We start from the raw sequence: 8,030 nt of genomic DNA, 5'->3' as shown, positions 1-8,030 counted from the left end.
CCCGTCGGCACGCCCGTCCCGGCCCGCTCCCCCACCCGTTCCAAGACAGCGGGCCCCGACCGCACCAGGCGCCCCGATCGTCCATGTTTCCTCCAGCTCCCCACCATCACAGAGAGGCGGGCCGGTTCACGATGGCCTACGACTTCAGCACCGACTTCGACCCCGAGAACCCCGACCTCACCGACGACACGGAGATCCAGAACGAGATCTTCCTCCAGGCGTTCAACTCCGGTGACGGAGCGCTGTTCAACAGCCTGTACCGCGACGACTCCATTTCCAACTTCTCCGGCGAGCCCCTCACCGGGGCAGCCCGGCTGGCGTTCTTCAAGGAGTTCCTGGCCGCCAAGCCCTCGCTGAAGGCGTCGGTCACGCACTCCTACGTGGCCGGTGACGTTGCCCTGGTCGGTGTCAGGTACAGCATCGACACCACGGGCGCGGACGGAGAGCCGGTCCACCTGGAGGGCGTGTGCACCGACGTGCTGCGCCGCGGCGAGGACGGCCGCTGGCTGATGTCCATCGACCGCCCGGTGGCCTCGACGGGCCTGGTGGCCGCAGAGTAGCCGTACGGCGAGCCGCGAGTGCCCCCTTGACGCCTTCCAAGGGGGCACTCGTGCGTCCTCGGGGCGACCGCACCCGAATCCTCCGGTAATTCCGTGCCCACTGTGCGGTCATTGCCGCGCACCGCGCCTTGCGCGAGAAGGAGCGGAGGAATTACCGGACCAAGACCAGGGGTTTGCCGGTACGGGAATCGGGCGGCATAGCGTGAAACGCACAGCACCCGTTTTCCGTGGCGACGAGGAGAAGACCATGGCCACCGAAGAAGAACTCGCCTCCGTCCTCGACGGGGTGCGCGCCGCCGTACCGGCGCTGCGCCGCAATGGGCGGGAGAGCGAGCAGCGGCGCTGGATCGTCGAGGAGAACATCCAGCTGCTGGAGAAGGCCGGGGTCTTCCGCGCCGCGGTCCCCAAGAAGTACGGGGGACTCGACCTCGATGTCGCGCAGCAGGCGCGGGTCGTCTCCGAGATCGCGCGCGGCTGCCCCTCGACGGGCTGGCTGACCATGGTGTGGCTCACCAGCACCTGGGCGGTCACCCTGTATCCCGACCGGACCCAGGAGGAGGTCCTCGCCGGCGGCTCCACCAGGGTGTCGATCGTCTTCGCGCCCAGCGGCACGCTCGAACCCGTCGACGGCGGCTACCGGCTGAACGGGACCTGGCGCTTCAACTCCGGTGTCCGCGGGGCCGACTGGGACATGCTGGCGGGTCTGGTGGAGCTTCCCGACGGAACGCACCAGGAACTGGTCGCGCTGGTGCCCACGGACCAGCTGGCCATGGTGGACGACTGGCACGTCTCGTCCGGGGCGGGCACCGGCAGCTGTACGGTCACGGCCACCGACGTGTTCGTGCCCGCCCGGCGTACCGTACCGCTGGAGGAGGCGATGGTCAGCGCGACGGGCGACCGCTCCAACACCGGTGCCACCGGACGTAATTACGGTCTGCTCGGCTACATCCTCTCCGGTGTCGCGGCGACACTCGTCGGCATCGCCCAGGGCGCGTACGAGCTGTTCCTGGAACGGCTGCCCGGACGCGGTATCACGTACACGGAGTGGACGGACCAGCGGCAGCACCCGGTCACGCAGCAGCAGCTGGCCACCGCCGCGAACAAGATCGAGGCGGCGCGCGCCCTCTCGGAGCGCTGGATGGACGTGCTGCAGCGCCGGGCCGACGCGGGCGAGCAGCCCACCGACGAGGAGAAGGCCGTCATCCGCGGTCAGACCGCCTACGCGGGCCAGCTGTCCAAGGAGGCGGTCGAGGTGCTGTACGCCGCGAGCGGCGGCTCGGTGATCCGCTCCGACGTGGACCTGCAGCGCTTCCACCGCGACATCCAGGGTTTCTCCCTGCACGCCCTGGTTCAGCTCGGCGCCAACCTGGAGGTGCAGGGACGGGTGCTGATGGGGCTGGACCCCGGGACGTACTTCCTGTGATCTCCCACGGGTGACGTGGAGCCGGTCGCCGCGGGATCCCGGACGGGGCGCCGGCGCCCGGCACGCACGCGGGCCCGGGCCGGTTACCACCGGCCCGGGCCCGCGGCGGTGCGGGTGCGGCTACTCCCCGGGTGTGCGGAACAGCTCGAACATGCCGGCGTAACTGTTCTGCCCGAAGCCCCTGGCGACAGCGCGCCGCATCAGCCCTTCGGCGAAGCGCGGCAGTCGCGTGTCGACCCCCTGGATCTCGCTCTCGCGCAGCAGGTGCCCGACCGCGCCGGAGTGGACCTCCAGCGTCGCGTCGTGTGCCGGGTACTTCCCGTCCCCTGCGTCGATCTGGCCCGCGTAGTCGGCGGCGAACGTCTTGACGGCGTCCACCCACTGGGTCGCCCAGGGCAGGAAGTCCGTCGTCCTGACGTCCGCGGCGGCCAGCAGCGCGGCCCCGTGGAGGAAGCTGTTGAGCGTCCCCCACATCACGCCCAGCAGCGCCACGTCGTACAGCGAGGCCAGGGCAGGGTCCTCGCCGAGGTACGTGGTGCCGCCGCCGAGCAGTTCCAGTGCCGGGCCGTGCCGGTCGTACGCCTCCTTGGGCCCGGCGTAGAAGAACACGGAGTCCGGTGCCCCGACCCCGGCGGGCACGGTCATGATCGCGCCGTCGAGGTAGCCGAAGCCCCGCTCCTCCGCCCACGCGGCATTGGCCCGTGCCTGGTCGGAGGACCCGGACGAGAGGTTTGCCACGACCCGGCCCTTCAGCTCGCCGGCCACCGGGTCGAGCACGGCGTGCACCGCGTCGTCGTCCGACAGGCAGACGACCACCAGGCCGGCGGCGGCGACCGCCTCGGCCGGTGTGGCGGCGAGCACCGCTCCCCGCGACGCCAGGTCCGCCGCCTTCTCGGCCGAGCGGTTCCAGACGGTGGTCGGGTGGCCCCCTTCGAGGAGTGCGGCGGCCAGCGCCCGGCCCATCAGCCCCAGACCGATGACTGTGACCGGTGAACGCTCCATGTTCGCCATCTACGGCTCCATTTCCCCTGCGTCGCGGATACGGCCGCACCATCAAAGCAATGGCGGAGAATGAAAACTCCACGGTCATGGAATTCCGCGGTAACCCGCCGCCCATTCTCCCGTAACAGGCTTCTTCACACCGTTCCCGGGCACCGGGGAAGGGGTATCGCGGAGAAGTATCGAGGAAAGCCGCCCAGGGGGCGCAGGAATCCGGTGTCCGCCGCGTCGGTGTGCCGCGGACCCGTGGATCTCACTGGACGGAGAGCTCCGGCCGGCCGAACCGGCCGTCGACGAACAGCAACCCCCGGCCCTCGGGGGACCGGCCTGCGCCCAGCACCGTGCCGATGAAGATCGTGTGGTCGCCGAACGCGTGCGCGGCCGTGAGTTCGCACTCCAGCCACGCGAGGGAGCCGCTGAGCAGCGGGGCACCCGTGCGCCGGCCCTCGGCCCAGGGGACGCCCTCGAACTGGGCGGCACCCAGGGTGCGGTCCTTGTCGGCGAAGTGCCGGGCGAGCGGCTCCTGCTCGACCCCGAGTATGTTCACCGCGAAGCGCCCCGCCGAGGTCAGGGCCCCGTGCATCACCGCGCTGTGTCCCACGCTGCACAGCACCGACGGCGGATCCAGGGACACCGAGCTGAAGGCGTTGGCCGTCATCGCGTGCAGGTGCTCCCCGCCGACGGTGATGACGGTCACTCCGGTGGCGAAACGGGACATCACCGCCCTCAGCACGGAGGGGGTCACCGATTCGTGGGCGGGTGGGCTCGTGGATGCGGATGCGGGGTCGAGGTCAGCGGGCGCGGAATTCATTCCGTATTCTCCGATCCTTTTTGCGGGGCACACTCAGGCCCTGCCATTGGCGAACGAGGGCCCGCGTTCGTCAACGTACCGCCGGGCTTCCGGCGGCCTCTCATTCCCCGGTAATCGCCCGCTCCCTACCACCGCGGCCCCTGGTATGAGCCACCAATGACCGGACGCTGACCAGATTGGCGCATTCTGTGCCCATGGACACTAAGAACTCCGCGCCCGACGAGCCGGAACTCGCCGAACCGTACCTGCGTGAGGTGCTGGGAACGGCCGGACTGGCCGTCGAGTACGTGCGTGCCGAAGGCAACACGTTGTACCTGCGCGGCGAGGACGGCGGCGAGATTCCGATCGCCGACTTCGCCGGCGGCTACGGCTCGGTGCTGCTCGGCCACAACCATCCCGACATCGTCCAGTGCGCCCGGGAACTCCTCGACGCGGGTACGCCCGTACACGCGCAGTTCTCCCGGCACCCCTACGCCAATCGGCTCGCCGCCGAGCTGAACCGGATCGTGCACCGGGAGCTGGGCACCGACGAGCCGTACTACGCCATCTTCGCCAACACCGGCGCGGAGGCCGTCGAGGCGGCCGTCAAGCACGCCGAGATGGACAGGGTCATGCGGATCGCGGCGCTCCGGGAAGAGCTGGAGCACCGGGCCGGCGCGGTGCGGGCCGCGGTGGCCGCCGGAGACGCCACCGTCCCCGACCGCGTCCGCAGGCGCTTCGGGATCTCCACGACGGAGCCGGTGTCCGCCGCCCTCGACGAGCTGGCAGGGCACCTCACACGGGAGAACGCGGCACAGCTGGAGCGGCCGCCGCTGTTCCTCGCCCTCGAGGGCGGCTTCCACGGCAAGCTCGGCGCCAGTGTGCAGCTGACCCACAACGAGCACTACCGCTCACCCTTCAGGGGGCTGGCCGCGCAGGCCAGGTTCGTGCCGTGGGACCGGCCCGAGGCTCTCAAGGAGATCCACGCCCGGGAGCGCGGCGTGGTGTTCGCGCTCACCCTCTCGGACGGACACGTCGACGTCGAGGAGGTCGAGTTCCCGGTCTTCTGCGCCTTCCTGGTCGAGCCGGTCCAGGGCGAGGGCGGAATCCACGTGCTGACCGCCGGGTTCGCCGACGCGATCCAGCGCTTCTGCGAGGAGATCGGCTGTCCCGTCGTCATCGACGAGATCCAGAGCGGCATGGGCCGTACGGGCACCCTGCTGGCCTCGTCGCAGGTGGGCCTGCGGGGCGACTACTACACCCTGGCCAAGACCCTCGGCGGCGGCATCGCCAAGACTTCGGTGATGCTGGTGCGCCAGGCGCGCTACCGTCGCGAGTTCGAGATCGTGCACAGCTCGACCTTCGCCAAGGACAGCTTCTCCTGCACCGTCGCACTGAAGGTCCTCGAACTGCTGGAGGCGGACGGCGGTGCCGCCTATCTCAGGGCCGGGGAACGCGGTGCCGCGCTGCGGAGCATGCTGGAGTCCGTACGCGCCGCCTTCCCCGACCAGGTGAAGGAAGTCCGCGGCAAGGGGCTGATGCTCGGCCTGGAGTTCCACGACCAGTCGGGCTCGGCCTCCGCCACGATACGCGGCCTGGCCGAGAGCGGGCTGTTCGGCTACTTCCTGGCCGGGCATCTGCTGCGGGAGCACCGGGTGCGCACGTTCCCGACGGCGAGCGCGGTCAACACCCTGCGCTTCGAGCCGTCTCTTGAACTGTCCGACGACGAGATCGCCCTGCTGGACGCGGGACTGCGGGACCTCTGCCGGTTGCTGCGCGACGGCGACGGCGAGCGGCTGGCGGGAACCGCGGCCGGCTGACCCAAGGTGCCGGGAATGGTCCGCGCCCACAGGCAGGCACGGCCGCCCGTCCCGTTCAGCGGATCTTTTAGAAGCCGGCGTTACCGTCCTTGAATGTCCATCGGCTTGACCGGCCGACCGGTATGAAGACCCACCGGCTTACGCCGGCAGACGACGGGGGAGTTGTCATGGATTTCCGGCTTCTGGGGCCACTCGAAGTGGAGAACGGATCGGGTCCGGTGCCGCTCGGCGGTACGCGGCAGCGGGCGGCTTTGGCCTACCTGCTGCTGCACGCCAACCAGGTGGTGCCCACAAGGCAGTTACTGTCCGCGGTGTGGGCCGAGGACCGGGTGCCGGGCACCGCCCGGAAGATCCTTCAGAACGCGGTCTGGCGGCTGCGCCGGACGCTGGCCGTCCCCCCGGGCGAACCGGACGCGCCCGAACTTCTCACCCGCGCACCGGGATACATGGTGCGGGTGGCGCCCGAGCAGGTCGACCTGGTGCGCTTCCAGCGGCTGGCCGCGCAGGGCAGGGCCGCCCTCTCTGCCGGCGAGGCCGCGCGCGCCCAGGTCTCGCTGCGCGAGGCGCTGGGTCTGTGGCGGGGCCCGGCGCTCGCCGACCTGGCCGAGGAGGGCACGGCATGGCCGGAGCTCGCGGCCCTGGAGCAGAAACGTCTCGACGTCATGGAGGACTGCTTCGAGGTCGAACTCCTGTGCAGTGAGCACCAGTCGATACTGCGGGACCTGGACGCCTTCGTCAGGGCGGAGCCGCTGCGGGAGCGGGCTTCGCAGCAGCTGATGCTCGCCCTGTACAGGTGCGGCCGGCAGGCGGACGCGCTCGGTGTGTACGCCCGGATCCGCGCCGCCCTGGTCGAGGGCCTCGGCCTCGAACCCTGCCGCGAGATGCAGCAGTTGCAGCAGGCGATCCTGGCCCAGGACCCCCGGCTCGACCTGACGCCGCCCCGCGGCACCACCGCGCCGGTCGCGACCGGCGCGGGCGCGGCCGTCCGGCAGGACGGCCGCCCGTCCCCCTCCGTAGGCGGTGCCCCGGCCGACGCCCGGGACGTGCCTGCGCCGGCCGGGAGCCCGGTGACCGGGCTCCTGGGCGAGTACCGCCGGGGCAGCGTGCTGATGGTCCGGTTCGAGCTCGGGTCGGAGTTCGACGATCTGCAGCCCGGCGACATCGACCGCGTGCTGGATACGGTCTGTGAGCTGGCCCGCGAGGAGATCGTGAAGTCGGGCGGTCTGATCGCCGCGTCGATCGGCTCCGTGCTGCTCGGGCTGTTCGAGGAGGAGCGGAACCCGGTTAGGGAGCAGGGCGCAAGGGAGGATACGGGCGCTCGGGACGAGCGGCAGGACCGGCAGCGGCCCGGCCGGGGCAGCAGCGCCGAGCGCGCCGTGCAGGCCGGACTGGCGGTCCGCGACTGCCTCAGCACCCCCGTCTCCCCGCTCGCCCCGCAGGCCGCGGTGGTCCCGGGACTGTCCGTCCATGCCGCCGTGGCGACGGGGACGGCCGTGGTGTGCCGGAGGCCCGCCTCCGGCCGCGGGGCCGGGCAGCCCTGGATAGGCGGGGACCTCGTCGACCTGTGCGAGGCCATGCTGGCCGTCGCGCCGCACGGCGAGGTCCACGTCTGCGACGAGACCCGCCGCCGCACGGAGGACGCCCTCTCCTACCACCGTCTCTCCTCCTCGCCGGCCAAGTGGCGGGTCCGCACGGTCGCGGACGGCGGCCGCCATTGCTTCGAGCGCGAGTCCGAGCTGGACCTGATGACCGGTTTCCTGGGCCGCACCCGGCAGCGCTCCACCCCGCACCTCATCACGGTCCTGAGCCACGCGGGGCCGGGCCGCACCCGGCTGCTGACCGAGTTCCACCGCCGGGTCTCCGGTGCCGGACCGGACTCGGTCTGCGTCCTGGCGGGCACCGTCTCCAGGTCCGACGGCGGCATGTCCGTCCCCGCGGAGATGCTCGCCGCCTACTGCGGCATCGCGCTCCGGGACGCCCCCGAGACCGCCGAGCGCAAACTCGTGGCCGCCCTGCGGTACGTGACGGACACCGAGGCCGCCAGCACCTTCCTTCCCCCGCTGGTTCCACTCGTCACCCGGGTCCCGGCCGACGATGCCCGCCCCGCGCTGGGCGCCTGGTGCCGCTTCATGACGATGGCCGCCCGCACCCACCCGCTGGTCCTTGTCTGGGACGCCCTCCATCTTGCGGACGACGCCCTGCTGGAAGCCGTCGAACAGCTCTGCGCCGAGTGCCCGGACGCACCCCTGCTGAACGTGGTCGGCGCCCACAACAGCCTGCTCGCCCGCCGCCCCACCTGGTCCAGGGGCCTGCAGCACGCGATGACGCTCCGCCTGGCGCCGCTGGCGGGGGACGCCCTGGACCGCCTGCTGCACTCGCTGTTCCTGCCGGGCAGCAACGCGGCGTGACACCCCCGCGCGGGCGGGCCGGGTCCCCCG

The 8,030-nt window shown here is 71.5% G+C and carries 6 protein-coding genes; 4 read left to right on the top strand and 2 right to left on the bottom strand.

Annotation, left to right across the window (positions count from 1 at the left end; translation table 11 throughout):
• The first annotated feature begins 131 nt into the window (after positions 1-131).
• Positions 132-560 (top strand): DUF4440 domain-containing protein, encoded by a 429-nt coding sequence (locus GUY61_RS10485; protein ID WP_166629813.1) that lies wholly within the window; start codon positions 132-134, stop codon positions 558-560.
• A 247-nt stretch (positions 561-807) separates the two neighbouring features.
• Positions 808-1,983, top strand: a complete 1,176-nt coding sequence (locus GUY61_RS10480; RefSeq protein ID WP_166629812.1) for an acyl-CoA dehydrogenase family protein — start codon at positions 808-810, stop codon at positions 1,981-1,983.
• 120 nt (positions 1,984-2,103) lie between these two features.
• Here the strand turns inward: GUY61_RS10480 and GUY61_RS10475 are convergent, their stop codons facing one another.
• Positions 2,104-2,994 (bottom strand): NAD(P)-dependent oxidoreductase, encoded by an 891-nt coding sequence (locus GUY61_RS10475; RefSeq protein WP_166629811.1) that lies wholly within the window; start codon positions 2,992-2,994, stop codon positions 2,104-2,106.
• Between the two features lie 241 nt (positions 2,995-3,235).
• The gene (locus GUY61_RS10470; RefSeq protein ID WP_166629810.1) at positions 3,236-3,793 is read right to left on the bottom strand and encodes a flavin reductase family protein; all 558 of its coding nucleotides are present in this window, start codon (positions 3,791-3,793) and stop codon (positions 3,236-3,238) included.
• A gap of 194 nt (positions 3,794-3,987) precedes the next feature.
• Here GUY61_RS10470 and GUY61_RS10465 point away from each other — a divergent pair, with 194 nt between their 5' ends.
• Together GUY61_RS10465 and GUY61_RS10460 are read left to right on the top strand one after the other, a co-directional pair.
• The gene (locus GUY61_RS10465) at positions 3,988-5,592 is read left to right on the top strand and encodes an aspartate aminotransferase family protein (RefSeq protein ID WP_166629809.1); all 1,605 of its coding nucleotides are present in this window, start codon (positions 3,988-3,990) and stop codon (positions 5,590-5,592) included.
• Positions 5,593-5,759: 167 nt separating this feature from the next.
• A complete protein-coding gene (locus tag GUY61_RS10460; RefSeq protein ID WP_166629808.1) occupies positions 5,760-8,000 on the top strand; it encodes a BTAD domain-containing putative transcriptional regulator in 2,241 nt (746 codons plus the stop codon).
• Positions 8,001-8,030 lie beyond the last annotated feature (30 nt).

Source organism: Streptomyces sp. GC420 (assembly GCF_009916105.1).
Lineage (GTDB): Bacteria > Actinomycetota > Actinomycetes > Streptomycetales > Streptomycetaceae > Streptomyces.
This window is presented reverse-complemented; position numbering and strand designations above follow the sequence as displayed.

Coding starts and splice junctions, on each gene's coding strand:
- GUY61_RS10460 (WP_166629808.1), top strand. CDS start 5,760: ATGGATTTCCGGCTTCTGGGGCCACTCGAAGTGGAGAACGGATCGGGT.
- GUY61_RS10480 (WP_166629812.1), top strand. CDS start 808: ATGGCCACCGAAGAAGAACTCGCCTCCGTCCTCGACGGGGTGCGCGCC.
- GUY61_RS10475 (WP_166629811.1), bottom strand. CDS start 2,994: ATGGCGAACATGGAGCGTTCACCGGTCACAGTCATCGGTCTGGGGCTG.
- GUY61_RS10485 (WP_166629813.1), top strand. CDS start 132: ATGGCCTACGACTTCAGCACCGACTTCGACCCCGAGAACCCCGACCTC.
- GUY61_RS10470 (WP_166629810.1), bottom strand. CDS start 3,793: ATGAATTCCGCGCCCGCTGACCTCGACCCCGCATCCGCATCCACGAGC.
- GUY61_RS10465 (WP_166629809.1), top strand. CDS start 3,988: ATGGACACTAAGAACTCCGCGCCCGACGAGCCGGAACTCGCCGAACCG.